This window comes from Rahnella sp. JUb53 (assembly GCF_004346065.1).
GTDB lineage: Bacteria > Pseudomonadota > Gammaproteobacteria > Enterobacterales > Enterobacteriaceae > Rahnella > Rahnella variigena.
This window is the reverse complement of sequence record NZ_SLYT01000002.1, coordinates 153058-176088: the sequence shown is the minus strand read 5'-3', so window position 1 is coordinate 176088 and position 23031 is coordinate 153058. Positions and strand designations below refer to the sequence as shown.

Sequence of the window (23031 nt, the reverse complement as noted above, 5' to 3'; positions counted from 1 at the left end):
GGCCTCCGCAGGGGACAAAAGCTGGTTCCGCATGAAGGCCAGCGGTGACAAGACTGCTGATATTTATATTTATGACGAGATTGGTTACTGGGGCGTGACCGCCCGTCAGTTCGCCAGCAGCATGAAAGCGCTGGGCGATCTGGACCATATCAACTTACATATCCACTCGCCGGGCGGAGACGTCTTTGACGGCATTGCCATTTACAACCTGCTAAACAGTCATACGGCAAGCAAAACCGTGTACATCGACGGCCTTGCCGCTTCAATGGCCTCGGTGATTGCCATGGTGGGTAATCCCATCATCATGCCTGAAAACGCGATGATGATGATCCACAAGCCCTGGGGGATAACCGGCGGTGATGCCAACGACATGCGCGACTATGCCGACCTGCTGGATAAGGTCGAAGCCGTGCTGATCCCGTCCTATGCCAAAAAAACCGGTAAATCTTCTGACGAACTTGCCCTGTTGCTGGGTGAGGAAACGTGGATGACCGCTCAGGAGTGTCTTGAGCACGGTTTTGCTGACCAGATTTCTACCGCGGTGCAGGCAATGGCCCGCATTAATTCAAAACGTATCGAGGAATTCGACGCTATGCCAAACGCACTGAAAAACATGATCACCAAGCCGAAAGCGACCACTCAGGCACCGGCTAATCCGCAACCAGCCCCAGCGCCTGCGGCGGTTCCTGTCCCCGCGGCACTGGATGAAAATACCATCCGCAATCAGGTCATCGCCGCGCAGAAACAGCGCGTCACGGGGATCAAAGACCTGTTCGCCATGTTTGGGGGCCGCCATCAGGAATTACAGGCGTCATGCATTGAAGATATCGACTGTACGGTCGATCAGGCCAAGGACAAACTGCTGGTCATGCTGGGGAAAGATGCCAGCCCGTCCAATAAAAACGGAAACAATGCGCACATTCATGCCGGAAACGGGAATTTCACCGGCGATGGGATCCGTCAGGCGCTGATGGCGCGCGCAGGCTTCGAAGACCGCCAGAACGACAACGTGTATAACGGCATGACCCTGCGCGAATATGCGCGCATGTCGCTGACCGAGCGCGGGGTGGGCGTTGCGGCTTATAACCCGATGCAGATGGTGGGACTGGCGATGACGCACACCACCTCTGATTTTGGCAATATTCTGCTGGATGTGGCGAACAAATCTCTGCTGCAAGGCTGGGAAGAGTCACAGGAGACATTTGAAGCCTGGACGAAGAAAGGGCAGCTCTCTGACTTTAAAACGGCGCACCGCGTCGGGCTGGGTGGCTTCCCGTCACTGCGTAAGGTACGCGAAGGGGCGGAATACAAATACGTCACGACGACAGATAACAGCGAAACCATTGCGCTGGCCACCTATGGTGAAATTTTCTCCATTACCCGTCAGGCCATCATCAACGACGATCTGAACCAGCTGACCGATGTACCGATGAAGATGGGCCGCGCCGCAAAAGCCACCATCGGCGATCTGGTGTATGCCGTGCTGACCGGTAACCCGAAATTATCAGACGGCAAGGCGTTGTTCAGTAGCGATCATAAAAACCTGGCAACCGGTGCCATTGACGTCACGAACCTTGATGCGGGCCGCCAGCTGATGCGTGTTCAGAAAGAGCCAACCACCGGTCGCACCCTGAATATCCGTCCGGCATTCCTGCTGGTGCCAACCGCCCTCGAAACCGTGGCAAACCAGACCATCAAATCTGCCAGCGTGAAAGGTGCCGACGTTAATGCCGGTATTATCAACCCGATCCAGAACTTTGCGACGGTGATCGGTGAACCGCGTCTGGATGACAACAGTACCAAATCCTGGTACCTGGCAGCTGCACAGGGTATGGACACCATTGAAGTAGCTTATCTCAACGGCGTCGAATTGCCTTACATCGATCAGCAGGAAGGATTCAGTTCTGACGGTATTGCAACGAAAGTGCGCATTGATGCTGGCGTTGCGCCGCTCGATTACCGCGGTCTGGTGAAATCCTCCGGACAGTAATCATACTTCCGCTTTCTCCGAATGCCCGTAAGGGCTTTTTTTATACCTAAAATTCGCCCCTTCCGGGGCGTCTGGAGTTTTCCAATGGCTAAGAATTTTGTGCAGGAAGGTCAGACGATTTCCATTACTAATACCGGCTCAGCCGCAATCGTCAGCGGCGACCCCGTAGTAATGGGTTCCCTGCTGGTTGTATCACTGGTGGACATTGCGCCAAATGAAACCGGCGAGGGTATGGCTGAAGGGGTGTTCCTGCTGCCGAAAGTTTCCGCCGATGTCATTCCCGCAGGCACAAAAGTGTTTATCGCGGACGGCGAAATTCAGCTGGCCTCTGCGGATGCGGTCGCTGCGGGTATTGCCTGGGAAGCCGCCGGTGCGGGCAGCACTTTTGTTGAAGTGAAAATCAATGGCTAACGCCTTTGATGCGTTGGCAGCGCGGATGGATGCGGTAACGACCGCGCGGTTTGGACGGGAGGTGGTAATCAATAGCGCCGTGTTTATCGGTGTTGAAAGCCATTTTCTGCCTGAGATGGGGCCGGTGAGCGGTGACGGCTTGTCTGTCGTGGTTTTCTCACCCGATTACCGTCCGCACCGTAACGATCAGGTGGTTTATCAGGGAGAAAGTTACATTGTCACCCGTCATCAGTTGTTTAACGGTAAACCTCAAATCTGGCTGGAGTAGGAGGGCGAGCAATGTCGGTAAAAGGGTTAGAAAAAGCGATTGAAAACCTGAACAGCCTGAGCCGATGGATTGTACCGGACGCGACGGCTAAGGCTCTGAATCGTGTAGCGGGCCGAACGATAAGTCACGGGAGTCGCAAAGTAGCGAAAGAGGCGACGGTAGATGATAACCGTAAGAAAGGTTTGCCGGTTCGCCTGGTGCGACAACGGGCAAAGCTCAGGAAAGCCAAACCTGATCGCCTGATCGCCTCGATTAAAATCAACCGTGGCAACCTTCCTGCTATCAAACTGGGCGCCGCCCGGACACGGTTATCACGGCGTAAGGGCGCAAAAAACGGGCATGGAAGCGTCCTAAAAGTGGGTCCCTACACCTTCCGAAACGCTTTTATTCAACAACTCGCTAATGGCCGTTGGCAGGTCATGCGCCGCGTGGGACAGGCTCGTTATCCCATTGACGTGGTGAAAGTGCCTCTGGATGTCCCGCTGACTGAGGCGTTTACCACGATATCCAAAGGACTGATTGAGAGTGATATGCCGAAAGAGCTGTCTTCTGCCCTGAAAAATCAACTAAGGATCCACCTGAAGCGATGAATAAACACAGCGCTATCCGAGCGGCCGTGCTGGCGAAGCTGCGAGGCGATATTACTGATCCAGTGACCTGGTTCGACGGACGGCCCGTTTTTCTTGAAGAGCAAGATTTGCCGGCCGTTGCAGTGTATCTGTCGGATGCCGAGTACACCGGCGACACGCTGGATGAAGACAGCTGGCAGGCCGTGTTGCACGTTGAAGTTTTTCTGAAAGCAGTAAACCCAGACAGCGCACTTGATGCCTGGATGGAGGAAAAAGTCTATCCCTCGATGGCGTCTATACCTGCCTTGGCTGACTTAATCGAAACCATTACACCGCAGGGCTATGACTATCAGCGTGATGACGAAATGGCCACGTGGGGTTCGGTTGATCTGTCCTATTCCCTCACTTATTCAATGTAAGGATTTTTTATGCCTACTCCAAATCCACTGGCGCCGGTTAAAGGTGCAGGGACAACGCTCTGGTTGTACACCGGATCGGGTAATGCTTTTGCTAACCCGCTCTCAGATATTGACTGGAACCGCCTTGCTAAAATCAAGGACCTCACTCCGGGTGAGATGACTGCGGAGTCCTACGATGATACTTATCTGGACGATGAAGACGCGGACTGGAATGCTACCGCTCAGGGGGCAAAATCTGCAGGTGATACCTCTTTCACACTCGCATGGAAGCCCGGTGAAGAGGGACAGAAAGACCTGGTCGCATGGTTTATTGATGGCTCAGTTCGCTATTACAAAATCAAATACCCCAACGGCACTGTTGACGTTTTTCGCGGCTGGTGCAGTAGCCTGGGTAAAGCGATCCCTGCAAAAGAAGTCATCACCCGTACAGCGAAAATTACCAACACAGGTAAGCCGGAGCTTGCTGAGGAGAGCGGCACCCCGAATATCCCAGTCACGGGCGTAACGCTCGATAAAGCGACCGCAAGTGTCGCTGCAGCCGCGGCAACCACGCTCAACGTGACGGTTAATCCTGCCAGTGCGTCAGATAAGTCATTCCGTGTGGCCACCTCCGACGGGACAAAAGCGAGCGTATCGGTGAACGGCAATGTGATCACCGTGACCGGCGTGGCGGCAGGCTCTGCTGACATTATTGTTATGACCAGTGACGGAAACTTCGTTGCAGTCTGTAAAGTCACCGTGACCGCCGCATAAGGAGTAGATCATGTTTCTTAAAAAAGAAAATTTCAGTTATAACGGCGAGTCTGCAACCCTCTTCGAACTGTCTGCGCTTCAGCGAATTGAGTTCCTGACCTTTATGGCTCAGGAAGAAAAAACGGTCAGCGTAGACAGTGAAGGGATCAGCGATCAGGAAATGACGGCCAGGCTGATTGGTTCGAATATTCGCTGCGGTGCACGTCTGATCGCAATGTCATTGTGGCATAACGATCCGACAGGTACAGACGTTGATACATTGTATCAGCAGGTTCTGAACAGCTGGCCGCCGGAGGCGATCGGTAAAGCCGAAATGCAGATTAAACTGCTCTCCGGCATGCTTGTTCCGATAGAGGGTTCTGACGGCGAAGATTCAGAAGACGCAGACGGAACCGAAAAGGCAGAGCCTGTTACTGCGGAAAAGCCCTTGCCAGCGAGCTAAAGTTTATCCTGAATCTGGCGCGCGAGTTTGGACGGCCCGACTGGCGCGCCATGCTGGCTGGAATGACTTCCACTGAGCTGGGCGACTGGCACCAGTTCTATCGGGAGCATTATTTTCAGGACGCTCAGCTCGATGCGCATTTCTCCGGGCTGCTTTATTCCATCTCCACACTCTTCTTCCGCGATCCGGAACTTACCCCCGCACATTTCAGCCTGCTTTCTCCTTCCGGGAATGTCATTAGTGAAGACGAACCGGACGATGACACGCTGATGACCGCAGCTGAGGGGATCACAGGAGGTACCCGATATGGCCCAGCAGATTAGCGACCTGGTCATCAATCTTGATGTTGATAGTGCGACCTTCAGCGAGCAGGTAGCCCGGATTAAGGGGCAACTGACTGGTGTAGCGAACGAGTCAGATAAAGTTCAGGCGCGAATGCAACGTGCTGCAGATCTGCAAAGTGCCTCACTCAAAAGTGTGGGTGACGCCAGCGCCGCTGCCGCTGCCGAAATGAAATCCCGACAGGGTGCCGCAACGGAAGGGCTCACTAAGGATTGGCTGAGCGTATCAAAATCTGTTGATGAAACGCACCGGCGCGTAACTGAACTCAATCAGCGCATGCGCGAGAATGACGGCCAGGCTGCGGCGCTTGCAAAGCGGCAGGATGAACTCGCTGCGTCATTCTTTCGTCAGATAGATGGCGTTCGTCAGCTCAGCGGCGAAACGCAGTCACTCACCAACGTACAAACGCGTTTACGTGCGGCGAGGGCACAGGGGAACATAACCCAGCAGGATTACCTCGCGCTTATTTCGCACACAGCGGCCAGGCAAAAAGAGCTGCAGGTCGTGGAGGACAAAGCATCAGCCGCGCGAACGCGTTTCCTTACTCAGCTGAAGCAACAAGTTGTTGAGCAAAAACTTTCGGGCACTGAACTGTTGCGCATGAAAGCAGCGCAGGTCGGGGCCAGCGATGCGGCAGAGGTTTACATCCGTAAGCTTGAGGCGGCTAAAGTCGCCACGCACGGGTTGGGTTTACAAAGTTCGGCAGCACGTCGCGAGATCGGTATCCTGATTGGTGAAGTCGCCAGAGGAAACTTTGGTGCGCTGCGTGGCTCCGGTATTACCCTTGCCAATCGCGCCGGATGGATTGATCAGCTTTTGACTTTGCGTGGGTTGGGCATCGCGGGTGTGGTTGGAGGGATTGGTGCGGCGGTTCTTGGCCTGGGTAAAGCCTGGTATGACGGCAGTAAAGAGTCAGAGGAGTTTAACAAACAGCTAATTCTCACAGGGAATTACGCGGGTAAAACGTCAGGACAACTTCAGGTGTTGGCTCGCTCGCTGGCGGGTAACGGCTTAACCCAACACGCTGCTGCTGGTGTGCTGGCGCAGGTCGTGGGAAGCGGTGCATTCAGCGGTAACGATGTCAGCATGGTGAGCAATGTTGCAGCCAGACTCCAGCAGGCCACCGGGCAGGCGGTCGACGAAACCATTAATCAGTTTAAACGCCTGAAAGATGATCCGGTTAACGCCGTCGCAACGCTCAACGATTCCCTGCATTTTCTGACGGCCACCCAATATGAGCAGATTACTTCTGCTCAGGCGCTGGGTGATACGCAGAAAGCAGCAGAGATTGCCATGCAGGCGTATTCAGATGCGGTCATTCAACGCGCTAGTGCGGTCGAGGATAATCTTGGCTCGCTCGAAAAGGCCTGGAACTGGGTAAAAAATTCCGCTTCCGGTGCATGGGATGCCATGCTTGGCGTCGGGCGAAATCCCGATACGGCGATGAAACGCCAGGACACCTTCGCTGACTGGCAGGCAGCTGAAAAACAATACCGTCTGCTGTCGGATAATCTCAACGTTGACCCGGATTACTCCGGCAACAACTTTCTTCAGAAAGCTGATGCGGAGAGGCTGAGAAACGCGCGTCAGCAGGTAGAGCTTAAAAAGCAGGCTTACGATCTCGCCGATCAGCAATATGCGCAGGAAGGGCTCGCCAGCGCACGGGAAAAAATGCGCACTGACCAGCAGAGTCAGGCTATCCGAAACCAGCAACAGTTTAACCAGCTGGTCGATTCCGGCGAAGCGGCAGCAGAAAAGCGCGCAACGGCAGAGAAAAAGCTTAATCAGCTTATTGAGAAAAACCGGCAGGATGCGAAAGACGGCATCGCCACACGGTGGACTGAAAAGGACATTGCTGCGGCAAGGGCTGGCATTGAAAAACAGTGGAAGGACCCCAAAACACCGAAAGGTAAAAGCTATACCACTCCGGCAGGTGAAAGAGCAGAAGAAAAGTCGCAGGCTGAACTGCTTACGCTTCGGGCACAGCTAAAGACGCTTGAGCAGCATACCAGCGTAAACGATGTTATCAGTAAGCAACGGCAGGATCTGTGGCAGGCTGAAAATCAATTCACCGTACTGCAGGAGGCTGCTGGGCGACGCCAGCTCACGGCTCAGGAAAAATCACTGCTGGCGCACAAGGATGAAACGCTCGAGTACAAACGGCAACTGGCCGATCTGGGTGATAAGGTCGCCAGTCAGCAAAAGCTGAACCAACTTGCGGATCAGGCCGCAAAGTTTGAACAGCAACAAACAGCGGCTCGGGCGGGTTTGCAGGCGCAGTCCAGGGGGGTATCCACTCGTGAGGCCGGACGACAAACCACGCTTCAGCGTCTCAGTGAAAGCTATTCGTATAATCCGCAGGCGCAGCAAAAAGTACTCGAAGAACAAAGGGCAACGTTCGAGGCGGAAGATGCCCTGCGTGCGAACTGGTTGGCCGGTGCGAAACAGGGCTGGGCTGAGTATCAGGATTCAGCAACGAACGTCTTTAGCTCGGTACAGCAGATTTCGCAGGCCACGTTCAGCGGGCTGGCGGGGCAGCTGACCAGTCTGACGACAACCGGAAAGGCGAGTTTCAAAGACTTCACCAGCTCGATACTTAAAATGATTGTCTCCGTAATCAACCAGCTGCTGGTGGCCTACGCCATCCAGTCTGCTATGGGCTGGTTAAGTGGTGGGTCTAAAACTTCATCGACAGGACAATCATTTGCGGTACCGTCGTTCCGCCCGTCGGGCTATGATGTTGGCGGCTATACCGGGCACGGCGGCAAGTATGAGCCTGCCGGTGTTGTTCACCGTGGAGAATTTGTTTTCACAAAAGAATCAACCAGCCGAATCGGTGTAACTAATCTCTATCGTCTGATGCGCGGTTATGCCACGGGCGGTCTGGTGGGCGGAGGCAGTGTAGCCGGTCAAGGTCTGGGTGGGATAAGCGTTTACGCGCCGGTCACGGTTACGCAGCAGGGCGATAATGGCACTGTTAACAGTGCTAACGCCACCAGCACTGCAAAACAGCTGCAGGGCATTGTACAGACTGTGCTAACTGACCGGTTTAAAAAAGAGATGGGGCCGGGCGGCTTACTTTACAAAGGAGGTCGATGATGACGGACAGTTTCAACTGGCGAACCCGCAAAACGGCACAGGGGTCCCATAACGTCAGTACGTTACAGGCACAGTTCGGTGATGGTTATAAGCAGGTGTCGGGGATTGGCATCAACAACACTGCTGAAACATGGGATCTCGACTGGACTGGGAAACGTGCTGAGGCGGCGACACTTCGGGCATTTTTACTCAGTCACGTCGTCTCCTCATTCTGGTGGACCAATCCCTGGGGCGAAAAGAAACTCTACCGTGTTAAAAATGATTCCGTAGCGGTGTCATTTCCAGCAGGTGATAAGGCAACGTTGTCTTTCACCTTTGAGCAGGCGTTTGCCCCATAAAATACATGACAGATTTTCAGTTCTGTCCAGCCGTTAAGGAATAGTTGGGCGTCGCCCGCGAAGGTTAAGAACGGGTTGCTTAGGAGTATCTGGCGAAGAAGTCGTGGAGGCTTACGCAGGCAACTACTCCTCATCGGAGGTTTTTTGCGTTGCCATGCATAACTTCGCTGCTATCATTCTTCTAATTATTAAGGGGAGATTGATGAAAAAAATGCTTTTAGCAGTGCTGGCGCTTGGACTTACGGGATGTGTAAACCCATACAATTACAGAGAAGACCAAAAACCAGAGGCATTATTTTCTACATCAAGAGACGCCTCTGATGTCCAGCAGTGTATTCTTGCTGCATGGCAAAATACCCCTCTTATGTCAGCAATTTTACAACAGAAAACCGGAATGTATTACAGCGTGCTGGCGTCAGGTGATAATGTTGATGTCTATAGTGATAATGGAAGAACACTAATTAAATTCTATTCCCTTCGTGGTTCTTTGGATATTACGAATGGAAAAGAAAAGAGAATTTCCGGAATAAAGTCTTGTTTGTAGCGATATTAATGAATACTTATAAACCCGCCATTGAGCGGGTTTTTTATTGCCCGGAGTAAATATGAGCTTTAATCAGGATATTCAGCAGCTTGAGCCAGGCAGTCTTATCCAGTTGGTGGAGATTGACGGTACAGCATTCGGTTTGGATAAAATTTTGCGTTTTCATGCTTATAACATCAGCTCGCCCGGCTGGAAGAGTTTTGCGGTCGAACATCTTCCTTCCATTATCTGGCAGGGTAATGAGTATGATCCCCACCCTTACGAAGTCAAGGGTCTTGAGTTATCGAGTACAGGAGCTCAGCCCACCCCGTCGCTGTCTGTCGGTAACGTGGGCAACTACGTCACCGCCCTCTGTATCCAGTATCAGGACATGGTGAAAGCGAAGGTAAAAATTCATACCACACTGCTGAAGTACCTTGATGCGGCAAACTGGCAACAGGGCAACCCGGATGCCAACCCGCGTGAAGAGCGTGTCCAGCTTTTCTATGTGAATGCCAAAACGGCGGAGACGCGCATTCAGGTTGATTTTGAGCTGTGCTCACCTTTTGACGTGCAGAGCCTGCAACTGCCTTCTAGGCAAATCACCCCTTTGTGCACCTGGTGCATGCGCGGACTCTACCGGTCGGGAACCGGGTGTGACTATAACGACACAAATTACTTTGCCAAGGATGGCACACCGACGAACGACCCGTCAAAAGACCAGTGCGGCGGCAGACGGCGGGACTGTGAAGACCGTTTTGGTAAAGGCAATCCTCTTTCTTTCGGGGGCTTTCCGGGGGCGAACCTTCAGGGGAAATAATAATGCGCGAAAAACTGCTTAACGCTATCAGGGAACACGTGGCGGCAGAGTATCCGAATGAAGCCTGCGGCGTGATTATTCAGGAGGGAAACAGTCAAAAATACGTCCCGTGCCGGAATGTGGCAGAAAAACCGCAGGAAGATTTTGTGATGCACACCGCTGATTATCTCACTGCACAGCAGCGAGGGGATGTGCTGATGGTCGTGCATTCACATCCTGATGTGGCTTACCTCGTCCCGTCTGAAACTGACCGTATTCAGTGCGATCACTCCGGGCTGGAATGGGGGATTATGTCCTGGCCGGACGGTGACTGGTGCACACTGTGTCCGCGCGGTGAGCGTGATTATACCGGCCGCGTCTGGGTGCTGGGGCACGCCGACTGCTGGTCACTCATCATGGACTGGTACAAGCGGGAATATGGCATTGTCCTGCGCAACTGGTCGGTACCTTACGAGTGGTGGGAAGGTGGGAAGGAAAGCCTTTATGACGACAACTGGCAGAATGAGGGCTTTATTGAGGTGCCGGTCAGCGAAATGCAGACGGGCGACATGCTGATGTTTCAGGCTGGCGCGCCCGTGACTAACCACGCCGGAATTTATCTCGGCGATAATCAGATGTTGCACCACAATTCCGGCCAACTTTCCACGCGCGTACCGCTCGGGAACTACTGGCGCGAACGTCTGGTGCGGGCGGTGCGACACAGGGAGCGAATGCATGCTTAAAACAATGATTCTGAAAGGTGCTGCAGCGAAGAAGTTTGGCCGAATTCACCGCTTTCATGTACAAGACCTGCGCGAAATGTTGCGCGCCATGTGTTCACAGATTCCGGGGTTTCGTAAGTACATGGCCACCGCACATCACGATGGCGTAACCTTTGCTTTTTACCGCGAAGACATCAACATCGGTATTCAGGAATTCGATATGTCTTCTACGGCTGACGAGTTCACCATGCAATCCATCCCCAAGGGTTCCAAACGCGCCGGCACGCTACAGATTGTTATTGGGGCCGTGGCTTTGGTGGCCGCATTCTTTACCGCGGGCGCGTCAATGGCGGCATGGGGTGCTGCTTTGAGTGCTGGCGCCATGTCCGCTACTACAGTACTTACCGGGATCGGGCTGTCCATGACGTTAGGTGGTGTAGTGAGTATGTTGACCCCACAGCCACAATTTAACGTCGGATCCTCTTCAAGTACAGATAACAAACCTAACTACGCGTTTGGTTCCCCGGTGAACACGGTGGCAATGGGTTATCCGGTCGCCGTGTTTTATGGTCAGCGCGAAATTGGCGGTGCCATTATCAGCGCGGGTAGTTTTACCAGCGATCAGCAATAATTAATTAACGCCGAAAGGCAGGAGTTATGTATGAATGTGATTATTAAAGATGCCAAAGGTGGGGCTATGGTCTATAACCCCGATGGCACTATTCGCGTCTATCTTCCATGGCTTGGATTATCTGAATTAACTCATGAAAAGCCGCCGACGAGCGATTATTCACTGGGTCCATTCCAGTCCTCTCAAGAAAGCTAATTAAGTTTTTATGTAGGGTGGCATTATCCCGACCAATCAGTTCTACCAGAGCTGAAAAGGCAACCTGAAGAGCAATTATTCTGCCATCATCAGTGGCAGTCGTTTGAATATCCATTTAATTTCCTTACACGGAGTTAATCAGCCATCCCTCCAGTGAATGACGGTCATGCTCCAAACATGTCCGGGCTGAATACTCACCATATCTCTATCGGTAAATCAGCAACATCCTGATATTCGATCAGTCATCAACTCACGGCCGCCTTGTGCGGCCTTTTTTACAGGTGAAATATGCGACTTCTCCAAGGTGAAACAATACAGGGCAGTAAGGGCGGCTCAGCAAAAGCGCACACGCCCGTAGAACAGCCAGATGACCTGCTGTCCACAGCGAAGCTGAAAATGCTGCTGGCCATTGCCGAAGGGGAGATTCAGGGTGACCTGACCGCGCAGCAAATTTTCCTGAATGACACACCACTGGCGAACCAGGACGGCAGCTATAACTTTACCGGCGTCGTATGGGATTTTCGCCCAGGCTCACAGGATCAGACGTACATTCAGGGCATGCCGGAAATTGATAACGAGCTCGCGGTGGGTATTGAGGTAAAGCAAAACACGCCGTGGACGCGCCAACTCAGCAACCTTCAGCTTGATGCCGTGCGAATCAAACTGAGCCTGCCTGTTCAGGTGCTATATAAAGATAATGGCGATCGTGTGGGGACGTCCACTGAGTATGCTATTGACCTGTCCACGGACGGCGCCGCGTGGCAGACGGTGGTAAACACCTCATTCACCGGTAAGACAACATCCGAATACCAGCGTGACCACCGTATAAATCTACCCCGTGCAAACACCGGCTGGGCAGTGCGCGTGCGGCGCATCACGCCGGATTCAACCTCGCAGAGCCTGATTAATGCATTCAAGGTGTTCTCTTACGCCGAGGTCATTGACAGCAAGTTACGCTATCCCAACACAGCACTTCTCTTTGTTGAGGTGGACGCACAGCAGTTTAATGGTGCTGCTCCAAAAATTACCTGCAAGCCGAAAGGCCGTAAAATTCGTGTGCCGTCGAATTACAACCCGGCAACCCGTGAATACAGCGGTTCGTGGAACGGCGAATTTGTCTGGGCATGGACGAATAACCCGGCATGGATATTTTATGATCTGGTGCTGAACAAAATCTTTGGCATGGGAAACCGTGTCGATGCCACCATGATTGACCGGTGGGAGTTGTACGCTATCGCGCAATACTGCGACGAAAAAGTGTCTGACGGAGCCGGCGGCACTGAACCCCGCTTTACCTGCGACGTTTATATTCAGAGTCAGCAGGACGCCTATACCGTGCTCAAGGATATTGCGGCCATTTTCCGGGGGATCACGTTCTGGGGAAATAACGAAATCTTCGTCAATGCTGACGTGCCGCAGGTGGACGCAGAAGGTAATGTTGACCCGGATTACGTTTATCACGCATCAAACGTGGTCAGCGGCCTGTTTACACGCGCAGGCGGTTCGTACAAAAACCGCTATTCGTCCTGTCAGGTCAGCTATTCAGACCAGCAAAACCATTACAGCGACACCGTCGAAACGGTTTATGACTCAGATCTGGTGGCGCGATATGACGTACAGGAAATGCAGCTCACTGCCATTGGTTGCACCTCGCAGAGCGAGGCACACCGCCGCGGACGCTGGGCGTTGTTGTCCAACGCGAAAGATGGCTCAATTTCGTTCGGGGTGGGGCTAGACGGCCATATCCCGCTTCCTGCCTCCATCATTGGCGTAGCGGATCCGTTCTTTGCCGGAAAAGAAAACGGCGGCCGTATCAGTGCCATAGATGGCCGGAACGTCAAACTTGACCGGGAGATAGAATACAAAGCCGGTGATCGTCTTGTCATAAACCTTCCTGACGGTACCGGCCAGGTGCGAACTATTGGCAGCATCAGTGCAGATAAACGCACCGTCACCGTGAATACTAACTGGACAATCAATCCGGTCGCCGGTGGTGTTTGGGCTATCGACAGTGACAGCCTGGCGATTCAGTACTACCGCGTCACGTCGGTGCTGGCTAATGATGACGGTACCTTTACGGTGTCAGGCATCGAGCACGATCCGACGAAGTACCGCTATATCGATGATGGTGTGCGCATTGACTCCCCGCCGGTCACCGTGACGCCGGTGAACGTCATGAACGCCCCGCGAAACGTGGTAATCAGCGAAAGCAGCTATGTGGTTCAGGGGCTGACCGTCGCGAGCCTGAATGCTGCATGGGATAAGGTTGACGGCGCTATCCGCTATCAGGCCCAGTGGCGCAAAGATAACGGCGACTGGATTAACGTCAGTCAGACCAGCGCGCAGGGATTTAGCGTCCAGGGCATTTACTCCGGGCTGTATGACGTGCGTGTGAGGGCGGTTAACGCCGGTGATGTTTCATCACCGTGGGGGTATGCGGAATCTACTAACCTGACAGGGAAGGTCGGTAAACCCGGCACGCCGGTGAATCTGATTGCTTCAGAAAATGTGGTCTGGAATATCAACGTTCAGTGGGCTTTCCCCGCTGGCGCCGGAGACACGGCTTACACTGAAATACAGGTGGCCACGACCGCTGACGGCATTAACCCGCAGTTTCTTGCAAACGTTCCTTATCCGGGAGTGAGTTATCAGCACGGGCCTATGCCTGCCGGCGTGCGTCGCTGGTACCGGGCGCGGCTTGTCGATCGTATCGGAAATACCGGTGACTGGACTGGTTTTGTTGGCGGGGCAAGTAATGCGGATGCCGATGATATTCTCGGGACTGTTATCGAAGATTTCATGAATTCGGAAGATGGTAAGGCGCTTTTAACTCCGCTGCAAACCAGTCCTGAAGCCCTCTTACAGGATATCCTTGCGACTTACGATACGGCTAACCAGCAATGGGCGCAGTACGGCGACAACAGGGCGGGGATCATCCAGGCGCAAAAAGTGGCTGCTAACGCTGAAAGTTCTGTGGCTCAGCTTGAGACGGATGTGGTGGCTCAGTTCGCCGAAACAGAAGCGGCACTTCAGGAGAAGTTTACCGCCTATGCAGATGCATCGGGCGGCTCAGCTATCTACACGCTGAAAACCGGCCTGAAATATGGTGGCGTTAATTATGACGCTGGGCTCTCCGTTGCGGTCACTATAAATGGCTCAACCGTTGATACGCGTGTCGCCATCAACGCCGATAAATTTGTGATTGCCAGTGGCAGTGGCAACAACATTTATTCTCCTTTCACGGTACAAAACGGCCAGGTCTTCATCTCTCAGGGTTTTATCGGGAATGGTTGGATCACCAATGCGATGATTGGAGATTACATTCAGTCGAATAACTTTGTAGCTGGAGTCTCAGGTTGGCAATGGAACAAAGATGGCACAATGCAGAACTACGGAAGTGATGGCGGGGGCGCAACCAAGCAAACCAACACCACTTACAGTACCAAGGACGAGAACGGGGTGCTTCGTGCTCAGTTTGGCAAAATCACGGGAGTGTTCTGATGGCAGATTGGGGAATACAGACCTGGGATGCGAACGGTAACCCTAATAACACCGGTATCGTGCCGGTGTTGGTTGTGGCAACCGTGTATTTAAGTGCCGGGCAGGTTTCCGGCACGTACTCCTATACCGTCCCGTCAGGGTTTCGTGTTGAAGCAATCCAGTCCCCAATAACAGGAGATGCTTATTCCGGATCACGCCGGAAAATCACGGGGTCAGGCGGAACGATATCGATTAGTGATGCGAATGGCGACTATTCAGCTGGGACATATACCGCTGATGAATGTTGGTTAATCATTTATTTGGTAAAAGCATAATGGCAACTTGGGGCGCACTATTTACCGACCAGTATGGTAATCCGTGGATTACTCCAGATACGACACCGATGTGTCTTGTTCAGAAAATAGTTTTAAATCCAACTTCGGCTGGGTCATATAACTTGCCAGTAAACTCATCGTCACCTTTCATTATCGCCTGTCACGCAACAGTGGGCAATGTGCTGTTCTATATCAGAAAGGTCGATTCCACTTATACCCTGAATTATAAGGTTGCGGGGACCGGCGGCAGTCCGGGAACTGTCACCATTTACATTTTTGGATACGTCATACCGCAACCGCTGCCTAAATGGGGAGTTGCCATCTGGAATGCTGCGGGGCAGTGCATTTTGACCAATGAAACTAAGGTGATGAATCCACCGGTTGGGTACGGGACCATAGGTTCTACAACCGACATCGGGTATTTGGTTGATAAAACTGTCAGTGGGAAATGGGCCGTGTTGCCCAGAGTGGTGGGTGTTGTGGTGGGCGTTATGGGCACCACCCAGCCACGCCCGTGGTCTTCTCCCATTGATACTTCAGCATACTACGACGGTTCTTCTACTCGCATCAGGGCCGGTCAGCGCGATGCGCCTGGTGAAGAGTTACACAATGTCGGCTATTCAAACTCGCGCGATCAGATATTCGCAATTGATGTTTCACGTTATTAATCAATAAATAACGATAACGATCGTTTTAAACGATCAATATCAATATATTGATCTATATAACCAATTATCCCCGCTCAATTTTCATTGTTAATGTCTTTTTATCTACGTTGATAGGGACATAAACATGAAGAATATTTTAATGGTTCTTGCCATTGCTTTGATGGTTTCCGGTTGTGCAGGAATGCTTGAAAAGCAGGATCCCGTTTGTGCTGGCGTTGCGCTGGTCGCAGGGCAGGAAACCAATGTGCAGATTTATGGCGTTCGTAAGGTAGCCAGCCAAACCCAGTATAAAGCAGGTGATCCATTCGGCTGGCGCTGGGTAAATAAGACGAATTTCATCAGCACAACGTGCGATAAATAACCACACTATTTCACATGAACCCGCTTCGGCGGGTTTTTTTATGCCCGGAGAAAAGCATGTCAGCAGGCACAATCGCATTAACTAACAATTCAGCAGCAGTTGCTGGTACCGGAACGGCATTCACCACCGATTTAAAAGCGGGTGACTTCGTAGTCGTTATAGTAGGCGGCGTCACTTACTCACTGGGTGTGAAAGCAATAACCTCACCTACTGCATTAACTCTGGTCACCGCTTTTGGTGGACCGACCGCTACAGGCAATGCATGGACTGCGGTACCGAATGCAACATTGGTTGGTATAACAGCGCAGGTCGCAGCCGACGTGGCCAAAGCTATCCGCGGTTTAAATCTGGATAAGGCCAACTGGCAGCAAGTGTTTAGCGGAACGGGTACGATCACGGTTACGCTACCTGATGGTTCGACATATACAGGCCCGGCATGGAGCAGTATTACTACATCCCTTTCTGGTAAAGCCGCGAGCGGTGCAAACAGTGACATAAAATCACTGTCAGGGCTGACGACTGCATTGTCGATTGCCCAGGGAGGAACTGGAGGTAATACGGCAGCAGCAGCTCGTAGTGCTCTCGGGATAACACCGGGTAATATCGGGGCGTTGGCCACCACGGGCGGAACTATGACTGCCACCATCAACAGCTCAACAACTGCGCCATCTATTATTAGTGGCCCCGCGAGTACAAATTCCTCCGGCATTAATTATCTAGGTCAGGCTACGTTAAATTCTAACCAATATATGACCGTTGATATTGTCGGGACGCCAAATAATATAATTACGCGATTCGTTACCTGGAACACGACACCTCATGTTTTCGGATTTTACGATAATGGGAATGGTACTTGCGATGGGCAATGGGTCGGCGGTTCCGATGAACGATTCAAGGGCAACATTACTGATTTCACCCAAGGTCTTGTGGCAACACTGAGTTGCCGGACAGTGACTTACGACAAGCAAGATGGTGCCCGAGAAATTGGTGTTATTGCACAGGATGTTGAGAGATTTGCAGATTGCGCTGTAATTAATGTAGGTAAGAAAGAATTCGGTAACGGTAGAGTCATTGAGGATTTCAAGGGACTAAATACCGCTGGCTTCGCAGCCGCCGCACACGGCAATGCCATCACAAGTCTCTTCGAATTATTGGATTTGGCGCTGAATGATCCCGATGCTGCGCGTTCTAAAATTGCAGAATACAAAGCTTCTATTGTTCCCCCGGTACCGCTTACGGCAGAACAAAAAATCTTTGGTGGCAAAACGCTCGATGAAATGCCGGCTGATACTGATTTTACAGATACCGACCTGCCTGAAAACAACGATGGGAAGGAATTATCTTCATAACTTCCTTCCCTTATCAAACAGTCGCACCAAATTGCCCTATTTAAAGTCATCCTATGCTAGGCTCACGAAAACTACTTCGAGGTGCTTATGATTACAGATGAAGAAGATTCTCTAATACGGCAGGAAATTGGTGAGGCAGTGATTACCGTACTTGAAGACGGCAAGATAGTAAGCGTCGAAACAATCATTACTCAGTTGGAGCAAAAGCACCAAAAGGTGGTTCATCTGCATCACAAGGATAGGTTTTGGAAAGCTATTGACCTGCTGATAGGTAAATCATAAAAAAAGCCCTCGAAAAGAGGGCCAGTGAATCAACACAAAATTTAGTTCGGAACAGGAGAGTTACTCCTTTGTTAACAATAGTTCATGAAATAAATTTAGCTTAAGTATCTTTAGTTTCGTAGTTAAAAAAAGCCCGCGTTAACGGCGGGCTAAAATCAAGGTATCAACATTACTTAGTACTGGAAGGTAGTCACGCCATCCATTTTCAATTTTAGTCCAGGGCGAAGAAAAAGCTATCAATGGGTAAAAAGAACCCACGTATAAGGTGGGCTATTCAAGGAAAGAAAATTTTAGGCCTTGGCAGGCTTGCTGTTCTTATGACAGCTGATCAGATAGTAGTTCGAATGCTAAAAATATCCAGATCACAGGCACAAAAAACCGGCTCATTGCCGGGATAGTTAATTAACTAATTTTATTATCATGTAATTGCTCGGCGATGAACACGCCGAGCTGCGAAGATCGCGCCCGGGTAATGATCATCAAGCCTTTTCTGGAATTCTTCTTTCAATGCCCCGACGGCACCGGCGCTTTTTATTGCTTTGCAGATCAGCCCTCTAAGAATTTACCCGCAGTCTACCCTTCACAATCACAAGAACACGTGATTATACTGTATGTATAAACAGTATTTTGTGAGGTTGTTATATGAACATCTTTTACCCAATACCAGACCCATTGAAGCTTCTGATACCTTTCTTCCAAGACAAAGTGCAAGCAGGTTTCCCCTCACCAGCACAGGACTACATTGAGAAAGGTATTGATTTAAATGAGCTTTGTGTAAATCATCCCGCAGCTACATACTTCGTGATGGCGACAGGCATGTCGATGGTCGATGCTGGAATCTACGAAGGGTCTTTACTTGTTGTTGACCGAAGCCTGCAGGCTAAGCATGGAGATATCATCATTGCATCATTGGCTGGTGAGTACACCGTGAAGCGTCTCTGCACTCATCCAGTTGTTCAGCTTGTGCCAATGAATCCAGATTTCCCGCCGATCGTTCTTCATGACGGTGGCGATGAACTTGAAGTGTTTGGAGTCGTCACTTTCAGTATTAATGGGTTCCAGTAATGTTTGCCCTTGCCGATGTGAACAGCTTCTATGCCAGCTGCGAGACTGTGTTTCGTCCTGATTTGAAAGGGCGGCCAGTGGTTGTTCTTAGCAACAATGACGGTTGCGTAATTGCTCGCAGTACAGAAGCGAAGAAACTAGGAATTAAGATGGGGGACCCGTTCTTTAAGATGCGTGATCTCTTTGAACGTCACAAGATAGTGACCTTTAGCAGCAATTACGCGCTGTATGCAGACATGAGTTCGAGGGTGATGACGGTGTTGGAAGAAATGTCGCCAGCCGTAGAGGTTTACTCAATTGATGAGGCATTTATGAACCTGCAAGGGGTTAGTAATTGCCAGAATCTGGAAGAGTTTGGACGCGAGGTGAGGGCTAAGGTTCTTCGGTGGACTGGTTTGACCGTAGGTGTTGGAATTGCACCGACTAAGACCCTAGCCAAACTAGCTAACCATGCTGCAAAGAAATGGACAAAGACCGGCGGTGTGGTTGATCTGTCTCTACTTGCCAGGCAGCGTAAGCTGATGGCATTGGTGGAAGTTGGGGATGTGTGGGGAGTTGGCAGGCGCATTTCCAAAAAACTTAATGATATGGGCATTAAAACTGCGTTGCAGTTGGCAGACACTCCGACGCCGCTGATACGAAAACACTTTAATATTGTATTAGAGCGAACCGTGAGGGAATTACGTGGGGAGCCATGTTTAGAACTCGAAGAATTTGCGCCAACCAAACAGCAGATCGTCTGCTCTCGTTCATTTGGTGACCGCGTTAGCGAATATGACCTGATGCGTGAAGCTATCTGCAGCCATGCAGTGCGGGCAGCAGAGAAGCTTCGCGGTGAGCGCCAGTACTGTCGCCATATTTCAGCATTCGTCAAAACCAGCCCGTTCGCTATGAATGAACTGTATTACGGCAAAACTGCAGGTACAAAACTGCAGATACCTACTCAAGACAGCCGCGATATAGTAGCCGCTGCCACGCAGTGCCTGGATGCAATCTGGCAAGATGGCCACCGGTTTCAAAAATGTGGAGTGATGCTGGGTGACTTCTATAGCCAAGGGGTGGCACAACTGGGCCTATTCGATGAGTACAAGCCACGTACAAATAGTGAGCAGCTCATGGCTGTTCTCGATGGTATCAACCACAGTGGAAAAGGACGAGTCTGGTTTGCGGGGCAAGGTATTCAAAAGAGTTGGGAGATGAAACGTCAGATGCTCTCACCAGCCTATACCACGCGCTTCAGTGATTTGATGCGCGTGAAAGTCTAACCTGTGGGTCATTTATCGGTTTTATCAACTCAGGCCCGTTGTTCCGAATGCTGCCGACCTTTTGCATAACTGGATGCCAGGTGAATTTTGAAGACGGCACGGACTCCTTCTCGGCTATTTCCAATGCGCGTTCTGGTAGAGTGTCACCATCCAGCCACTCCAGCGCCTGCGTGCGGTCAAGAACGAGCGGGCGTCTGTCATGGATATCGAGCAGTCCCTCATCACTAGCAGCGGTCACGATTACAAAGCCATCATCCTTCGGCGTTTCGGCTGCGTCAGGGTGATACTGGCTTATGGCCGCTAAGAACAGCGGGACATGTGATTTATGGTAGATGAAGTACGGCTGTTTGATCTTAGCGTTAGATTGGTCTTTCTTCCATTCGTACCAGCCATCCGCCATTACTAATGCACGCCCATGCTCGAATAGCGGTTTAAACATCCTGCTCGTTGCCACCGTTTCAACACGCGCATTGATCATCGGTGGCCGCTTTGATTCTTTCGCCCAGCCAGGTTGATATCCCCAGTTAACAGGATCGAGAAATATTTTATCGTGGCGCTGATTGAGCAAAAGGACGCGTGAACCGGGTGCGACGTTGTAACGGTCGAGCGGTATATCATCGATGCTGCTGGCGAACTCTTTATCAGGCGAGAGAACTTCAATGTAATGAGATCGGGGTTCGTACTGAGTGAAACGTCCGCACATATAAAATCCTCCATTGGTGGATCATAAGTATAGACCTTGAAGATAACTTGATGGGGTAGTCAGTCCTTCTGCACAACTAATTATATTATTCGTAAATTCATGCAGTTATAAACACCACCTTTCACAAGTTAAAAATTGCAGAAACAGATGTATTTGCTTTGCTAATCAGAAAGTTAAAATATTTCTTTGCGCTGCTGCTGCTGCGTCATATGGAATGCGCGGAAAAGAGAGATAGAGGGAAAAACCTTCCCCAAAACGAAATGTAAGTGGTTGATCTAAATAGCATGAGATATACACTGCGTGCGACTGAAAAAGCGCAAGAAAAACACACTTAATACACTGTTTTTTATAAACAAAGTAAATATTTTAAGCATGTACTCGTAACGTAAACGGCTGACCATCACAATCGATAACAGATAAAGACAGGCGCACACCGAGTAAGCGACGCCGGCTCCGGCGACATACATAAAACCGCCGAGCGCCGGACCCACCATAGACGCCGCCTGACCTGAAACACTGTTAGCGGCCATTGCCCGTGCCAGTAAATGCGGCGGCACCAGTGCCGGAAGCATCGACTGTAAAGACGGCGCTTCCATGGCTTTGGCGGTCGAAATGATAAAAATCAGGCCGAGGATAATGACTTCGTTGACGTGATGTGTCAGCGATAAATACGCCAGGGCGGCAATCGCCACCCATTCGGCGACTTGTCCGAGCAAGACCACGCGGCGGCGGTCAAACTGATCCGCCACGTGTCCGGCGACCAGCGCCAGCGCGACAGAGGGGAAAAACTGCACCAGCCCGATCAGCCCCAGATCAAACGCCCTTCCGGTAATCGAGTAGATTTGCCAGCTCACCACAATGGAAAGCATCTGGAAACCAAAACTGGAGGCCGCGCGGGCTATCCAGAACGCCACAAACGAGCGGTGCTGTAACAGTGAATCCGGATTACCGGAAGAAGATGACATGACAAATCCCTGAAAAATGAAAGATGCCGTGTCTGCTGGTCGCATGCGACAAGTTAGCCCGGCAATTATTGTGGATACAAATAATTAACAAACAATCTTATCGGCCGTTTTACCATAAAAAATTCAACAAATCTCCCTATCACATTGTGAAGAAAGTGTGCAGTTCGCGTGCAAGCGCCTCTGGTTGCTCCTCGGGAATAAAATGCCCGCTGTTGGCGATAATAATTCCGGTGACGTTTTCAGCAAAATCGCGCAGCGGTACGGCCATATCCGGGATAGAACCCTGATCGGCACTTACCGCCAGCAGCGGCATCTGCAATTTTCCCTGACTGTTCAGCTTCCGGTTCTGCTCAGCGGAAACCGTGACTGAACGGTAATACGCCAGTCCGGCGCGCAACCCGCCGCTTTTGAGGAAAACGCGCAAATACTCGCTGATGTCTTCGTCCGTAAAGGCATCAGGCGCTGCCGTTTTTCTGCGTAAAAACCAGTCCAGATAGATCCGTTCGTTGCCGGTAATCAATGCTTCAGGTAAATCGGGCAGGGTATGAAACGCAAAGTGCCAGGTTTTCCATGATTTATCCGGCGTGACCGGTAGCGCATCCGGTAAGGTAATTCCGGGGATCCCGGCATCGAGCAGCGCCAGTCGTTTCACTTCATTCGGGTAGAGCGCGGCATACGGATAAGCCACCCAGGCACCGACATCGTGGGCGACCAGAAGATAGCGTGTATGTCCAAGAGACTGCATCAGCTCGTGGGTTTTCTGCGCCAGACTCTGTGTGTCGTAGCCGGTTTCTGGCCGGTCGGAGTCGCCCTGACCCGGCAAATCAGGGGCCACCAGCCAGAAAGTATCCTTCAGATCCTGCATAACGTGACGCCATGCAAACCAGCTCTGCGGGAAACCGGCCAGCAGAAGTAAAACCTCGCCGTCAGGATTTCCGCCACAAACGTAATGTATTCGCACGCCATCCACTGTGGCGTAATGGTGATGAAATCCTTTTAGTGTTGGATCGGGTATACCGAAAAGCGCGGTGGCAACGGGAGTGGAAGGCATATTCTG

At 51.4% G+C, this 23031-nt stretch carries 25 protein-coding genes and 1 pseudogene; 23 read left to right on the top strand and 3 right to left on the bottom strand.

Annotation, left to right across the window (positions count from 1 at the left end):
• Positions 1–31: 31 nt before the first annotated feature.
• The 23 genes from EC840_RS05355 (at position 32) to EC840_RS05250 (ending at position 20306) form a co-directional block, all read left to right on the top strand.
• Positions 32–1990 carry a ClpP-like prohead protease/major capsid protein fusion protein gene (locus EC840_RS05355; protein ID WP_132964796.1) on the top strand — a complete coding sequence of 653 codons (1959 nt, stop codon included), beginning with the start codon at positions 32–34 and terminating at the stop codon, positions 1988–1990.
• Positions 1991–2074: 84 nt separating this feature from the next.
• Entirely contained in the window at positions 2075–2401 is a 327-nt protein-coding gene (locus tag EC840_RS05350; RefSeq protein ID WP_119822332.1) for a capsid cement protein, read from the top strand.
• Positions 2394–2669, top strand: coding sequence for a DNA breaking-rejoining protein (locus EC840_RS05345; RefSeq protein ID WP_119822333.1), 276 nt, complete (start codon positions 2394–2396; stop codon positions 2667–2669). The genes EC840_RS05350 and EC840_RS05345 overlap by 8 nt, the downstream gene beginning before the upstream one ends.
• Positions 2670–2680: 11 nt before the next feature.
• Positions 2681–3259, top strand: coding sequence for a phage tail protein (locus tag EC840_RS05340; protein WP_132964254.1), 579 nt, complete (start codon positions 2681–2683; stop codon positions 3257–3259).
• On the top strand, positions 3256–3657 hold the full coding sequence (locus tag EC840_RS05335) for a phage minor tail U family protein (RefSeq protein ID WP_132964252.1): 402 nt from the start codon (positions 3256–3258) through the stop codon (positions 3655–3657). Before EC840_RS05340 ends, EC840_RS05335 begins: the two co-directional genes overlap by 4 nt.
• Before the next feature lie 9 nt (positions 3658–3666).
• Positions 3667–4410: a phage tail protein gene (locus tag EC840_RS05330; protein WP_132964250.1), complete on the top strand. Its 744-nt coding sequence runs from the start codon at positions 3667–3669 to the stop codon at positions 4408–4410.
• A 10-nt stretch (positions 4411–4420) separates the two neighbouring features.
• On the top strand, positions 4421–4852 hold the full coding sequence (locus EC840_RS05325; RefSeq protein ID WP_119822337.1) for a phage minor tail protein G: 432 nt from the start codon (positions 4421–4423) through the stop codon (positions 4850–4852).
• 50 nt (positions 4853–4902) lie between these two features.
• The gene (locus EC840_RS05320) at positions 4903–5175 is read left to right on the top strand and encodes a phage tail assembly protein T (RefSeq protein ID WP_243701019.1); all 273 of its coding nucleotides are present in this window, start codon (positions 4903–4905) and stop codon (positions 5173–5175) included.
• Complete coding sequence (locus EC840_RS05315; protein WP_132964248.1) at positions 5159–8293, top strand: phage tail tape measure protein; 3135 nt, start codon at positions 5159–5161, stop codon at positions 8291–8293. The genes EC840_RS05320 and EC840_RS05315 overlap by 17 nt, the downstream gene beginning before the upstream one ends.
• A complete protein-coding gene (locus EC840_RS05310) occupies positions 8293–8631 on the top strand; it encodes a phage tail protein (protein ID WP_132964246.1) in 339 nt (112 codons plus the stop codon). The genes EC840_RS05315 and EC840_RS05310 overlap by 1 nt, the downstream gene beginning before the upstream one ends.
• 202 nt (positions 8632–8833) lie before the next feature.
• The gene (locus EC840_RS05305) at positions 8834–9175 is read left to right on the top strand and encodes a hypothetical protein (protein WP_132964243.1); all 342 of its coding nucleotides are present in this window, start codon (positions 8834–8836) and stop codon (positions 9173–9175) included.
• 61 nt (positions 9176–9236) lie between these two features.
• Positions 9237–9974 carry a phage minor tail protein L gene (locus EC840_RS05300; RefSeq protein WP_119822342.1) on the top strand — a complete coding sequence of 246 codons (738 nt, stop codon included), beginning with the start codon at positions 9237–9239 and terminating at the stop codon, positions 9972–9974.
• A 2-nt stretch (positions 9975–9976) separates the two neighbouring features.
• Positions 9977–10696 (top strand): C40 family peptidase, encoded by a 720-nt coding sequence (locus EC840_RS05295; protein WP_119822343.1) that lies wholly within the window; start codon positions 9977–9979, stop codon positions 10694–10696.
• Positions 10689–11306, top strand: a complete 618-nt coding sequence (locus EC840_RS05290) for a tail assembly protein (protein ID WP_119822344.1) — start codon at positions 10689–10691, stop codon at positions 11304–11306. The genes EC840_RS05295 and EC840_RS05290 overlap by 8 nt, the downstream gene beginning before the upstream one ends.
• 30 nt (positions 11307–11336) lie before the next feature.
• A complete protein-coding gene (locus tag EC840_RS25245) occupies positions 11337–11501 on the top strand; it encodes a hypothetical protein (protein ID WP_165929009.1) in 165 nt (54 codons plus the stop codon).
• Positions 11502–11789: 288 nt separating this feature from the next.
• Positions 11790–15002, top strand: a complete 3213-nt coding sequence (locus EC840_RS05285; protein ID WP_132964241.1) for a host specificity protein J — start codon at positions 11790–11792, stop codon at positions 15000–15002.
• Entirely contained in the window at positions 15002–15316 is a 315-nt protein-coding gene (locus tag EC840_RS05280) for a hypothetical protein (protein ID WP_132964240.1), read from the top strand. The genes EC840_RS05285 and EC840_RS05280 overlap by 1 nt, the downstream gene beginning before the upstream one ends.
• A complete protein-coding gene (locus tag EC840_RS05275; RefSeq protein WP_132964238.1) occupies positions 15316–15984 on the top strand; it encodes a hypothetical protein in 669 nt (222 codons plus the stop codon). The genes EC840_RS05280 and EC840_RS05275 overlap by 1 nt, the downstream gene beginning before the upstream one ends.
• A gap of 124 nt (positions 15985–16108) precedes the next feature.
• Entirely contained in the window at positions 16109–16345 is a 237-nt protein-coding gene (locus EC840_RS05270) for a cor protein (RefSeq protein WP_132964236.1), read from the top strand.
• A 56-nt stretch (positions 16346–16401) separates the two neighbouring features.
• Positions 16402–17694: a tail fiber domain-containing protein gene (locus tag EC840_RS05265; protein ID WP_132964234.1), complete on the top strand. Its 1293-nt coding sequence runs from the start codon at positions 16402–16404 to the stop codon at positions 17692–17694.
• An 87-nt stretch (positions 17695–17781) separates the two neighbouring features.
• A complete protein-coding gene (locus tag EC840_RS05260) occupies positions 17782–17976 on the top strand; it encodes a hypothetical protein (RefSeq protein ID WP_132964232.1) in 195 nt (64 codons plus the stop codon).
• Positions 17977–18618: 642 nt separating this feature from the next.
• Entirely contained in the window at positions 18619–19041 is a 423-nt protein-coding gene (gene umuD / locus EC840_RS05255) for a translesion error-prone DNA polymerase V autoproteolytic subunit (protein WP_120163646.1), read from the top strand.
• The gene (locus EC840_RS05250; protein ID WP_132964230.1) at positions 19041–20306 is read left to right on the top strand and encodes a Y-family DNA polymerase; all 1266 of its coding nucleotides are present in this window, start codon (positions 19041–19043) and stop codon (positions 20304–20306) included. Before umuD ends, EC840_RS05250 begins: the two co-directional genes overlap by 1 nt.
• Here the strand turns inward: EC840_RS05250 and EC840_RS05245 are convergent.
• From EC840_RS05245 to EC840_RS05235, 3 genes and pseudogenes are all read right to left on the bottom strand, one after another.
• Complete coding sequence (locus EC840_RS05245; protein ID WP_132964228.1) at positions 20278–21009, bottom strand: SOS response-associated peptidase family protein; 732 nt, start codon at positions 21007–21009, stop codon at positions 20278–20280. The genes EC840_RS05250 and EC840_RS05245 overlap by 29 nt on opposite strands.
• A gap of 377 nt (positions 21010–21386) precedes the next feature.
• Positions 21387–21974: pseudogene (locus EC840_RS05240) on the bottom strand (MFS transporter); the annotation flags it as partial.
• 139 nt (positions 21975–22113) lie between these two features.
• Complete coding sequence (locus EC840_RS05235; RefSeq protein ID WP_243701033.1) at positions 22114–23025, bottom strand: alpha/beta hydrolase; 912 nt, start codon at positions 23023–23025, stop codon at positions 22114–22116.
• Positions 23026–23031 lie beyond the last annotated feature (6 nt).

What these genes read in the sequence shown, in the direction of transcription:
- EC840_RS05315 (WP_132964248.1), top strand. Translation starts at nt 5,159, where the DNA reads ATGGCCCAGCAGATTAGCGACCTGGTCATCAATCTTGATGTTGATAGT.
- EC840_RS05350 (WP_119822332.1), top strand. Translation starts at nt 2,075, where the DNA reads ATGGCTAAGAATTTTGTGCAGGAAGGTCAGACGATTTCCATTACTAAT.
- EC840_RS05310 (WP_132964246.1), top strand. Translation starts at nt 8,293, where the DNA reads ATGACGGACAGTTTCAACTGGCGAACCCGCAAAACGGCACAGGGGTCC.
- EC840_RS05325 (WP_119822337.1), top strand. Translation starts at nt 4,421, where the DNA reads ATGTTTCTTAAAAAAGAAAATTTCAGTTATAACGGCGAGTCTGCAACC.
- EC840_RS25245 (WP_165929009.1), top strand. Translation starts at nt 11,337, where the DNA reads ATGAATGTGATTATTAAAGATGCCAAAGGTGGGGCTATGGTCTATAAC.
- EC840_RS05280 (WP_132964240.1), top strand. Translation starts at nt 15,002, where the DNA reads ATGGCAGATTGGGGAATACAGACCTGGGATGCGAACGGTAACCCTAAT.
- umuD (WP_120163646.1), top strand. Translation starts at nt 18,619, where the DNA reads ATGAACATCTTTTACCCAATACCAGACCCATTGAAGCTTCTGATACCT.
- EC840_RS05290 (WP_119822344.1), top strand. Translation starts at nt 10,689, where the DNA reads ATGCTTAAAACAATGATTCTGAAAGGTGCTGCAGCGAAGAAGTTTGGC.
- EC840_RS05330 (WP_132964250.1), top strand. Translation starts at nt 3,667, where the DNA reads ATGCCTACTCCAAATCCACTGGCGCCGGTTAAAGGTGCAGGGACAACG.
- EC840_RS05275 (WP_132964238.1), top strand. Translation starts at nt 15,316, where the DNA reads ATGGCAACTTGGGGCGCACTATTTACCGACCAGTATGGTAATCCGTGG.
- EC840_RS05300 (WP_119822342.1), top strand. Translation starts at nt 9,237, where the DNA reads ATGAGCTTTAATCAGGATATTCAGCAGCTTGAGCCAGGCAGTCTTATC.
- EC840_RS05270 (WP_132964236.1), top strand. Translation starts at nt 16,109, where the DNA reads ATGAAGAATATTTTAATGGTTCTTGCCATTGCTTTGATGGTTTCCGGT.
- EC840_RS05250 (WP_132964230.1), top strand. Translation starts at nt 19,041, where the DNA reads ATGTTTGCCCTTGCCGATGTGAACAGCTTCTATGCCAGCTGCGAGACT.
- EC840_RS05335 (WP_132964252.1), top strand. Translation starts at nt 3,256, where the DNA reads ATGAATAAACACAGCGCTATCCGAGCGGCCGTGCTGGCGAAGCTGCGA.
- EC840_RS05245 (WP_132964228.1), bottom strand. Translation starts at nt 21,009, where the DNA reads ATGTGCGGACGTTTCACTCAGTACGAACCCCGATCTCATTACATTGAA.
- EC840_RS05345 (WP_119822333.1), top strand. Translation starts at nt 2,394, where the DNA reads ATGGCTAACGCCTTTGATGCGTTGGCAGCGCGGATGGATGCGGTAACG.
- EC840_RS05295 (WP_119822343.1), top strand. Translation starts at nt 9,977, where the DNA reads ATGCGCGAAAAACTGCTTAACGCTATCAGGGAACACGTGGCGGCAGAG.
- EC840_RS05260 (WP_132964232.1), top strand. Translation starts at nt 17,782, where the DNA reads ATGATTACAGATGAAGAAGATTCTCTAATACGGCAGGAAATTGGTGAG.
- EC840_RS05320 (WP_243701019.1), top strand. Translation starts at nt 4,903, where the DNA reads ATGCTGGCTGGAATGACTTCCACTGAGCTGGGCGACTGGCACCAGTTC.
- EC840_RS05265 (WP_132964234.1), top strand. Translation starts at nt 16,402, where the DNA reads ATGTCAGCAGGCACAATCGCATTAACTAACAATTCAGCAGCAGTTGCT.
- EC840_RS05305 (WP_132964243.1), top strand. Translation starts at nt 8,834, where the DNA reads ATGAAAAAAATGCTTTTAGCAGTGCTGGCGCTTGGACTTACGGGATGT.
- EC840_RS05285 (WP_132964241.1), top strand. Translation starts at nt 11,790, where the DNA reads ATGCGACTTCTCCAAGGTGAAACAATACAGGGCAGTAAGGGCGGCTCA.
- EC840_RS05235 (WP_243701033.1), bottom strand. Translation starts at nt 23,025, where the DNA reads ATGCCTTCCACTCCCGTTGCCACCGCGCTTTTCGGTATACCCGATCCA.
- EC840_RS05340 (WP_132964254.1), top strand. Translation starts at nt 2,681, where the DNA reads ATGTCGGTAAAAGGGTTAGAAAAAGCGATTGAAAACCTGAACAGCCTG.
- EC840_RS05355 (WP_132964796.1), top strand. Translation starts at nt 32, where the DNA reads ATGAAGGCCAGCGGTGACAAGACTGCTGATATTTATATTTATGACGAG.